Source organism: Vibrio sp. 99K-1, from assembly GCF_013114585.1.
Taxonomy (GTDB): domain Bacteria; phylum Pseudomonadota; class Gammaproteobacteria; order Enterobacterales; family Vibrionaceae; genus Vibrio; species Vibrio chagasii_B.
In genome coordinates, this window is sequence record NZ_VTXF01000073.1 from 1 (window position 1) to 584 (window position 584).

Annotated in this window: 1 tRNA gene and 2 rRNA genes; all 3 read left to right on the forward strand. The window is 40.2% G+C overall.

Annotated features, from left to right (window positions below):
• Nucleotides 1–66, forward strand: a 16S ribosomal RNA gene (locus F0228_RS25665); the annotation flags it as partial.
• Nucleotides 67–130: 64 nt separating this feature from the next.
• A tRNA-Glu gene (locus F0228_RS25670) sits at nt 131–206 on the forward strand.
• 294 nt (nt 207–500) lie between these two features.
• Nucleotides 501–584 (forward strand): 23S ribosomal RNA (locus F0228_RS25675); the annotation flags it as partial.

Here is a 584-nt window from a genome sequence, read left to right on the forward strand (position 1 = left end):
TTCATGACTGGGGTGAAGTCGTAACAAGGTAGCCCTAGGGGAACCTGGGGCTGGATCACCTCCTTATACGAAGATATTCACGATAAGTGTCCACACAGATTGATATGTTTAAACAGTTAAGAGTACCTATGTCCCGTTCGTCTAGAGGCCTAGGACACCGCCCTTTCACGGCGGTAACAGGGGTTCGACTCCCCTACGGGATACCATCTTTAAGCGCATTTATTTAAGTGTCTTTAAAAATGGTTCATTTATTGAATCAAGCTCTTTAACAATTTGGAAAGCTGACTGATTTAAATAACGTAGTTATTTAAATCAAATTAAAAGTTCTCAATGTTTACCTTTTAGGTAAACACAACACAAACACATTCAAGTGTCTTGTATTCGATTCAAATTCGTTTGAATCATATTGAGTCCGGCAAACACGTAATAAGAATTAACCCTTCTTGTTACAACCAAAAACCTTGGTTGTTTACCATACATAAGACCTCTTCGGGTTGTATGGTTAAGTGACTAAGCGTACACGGTGGATGCCTTGGCAGTCAGAGGCGATGAAGGACGTATTAACTTGCGATAAGCCCAGATTA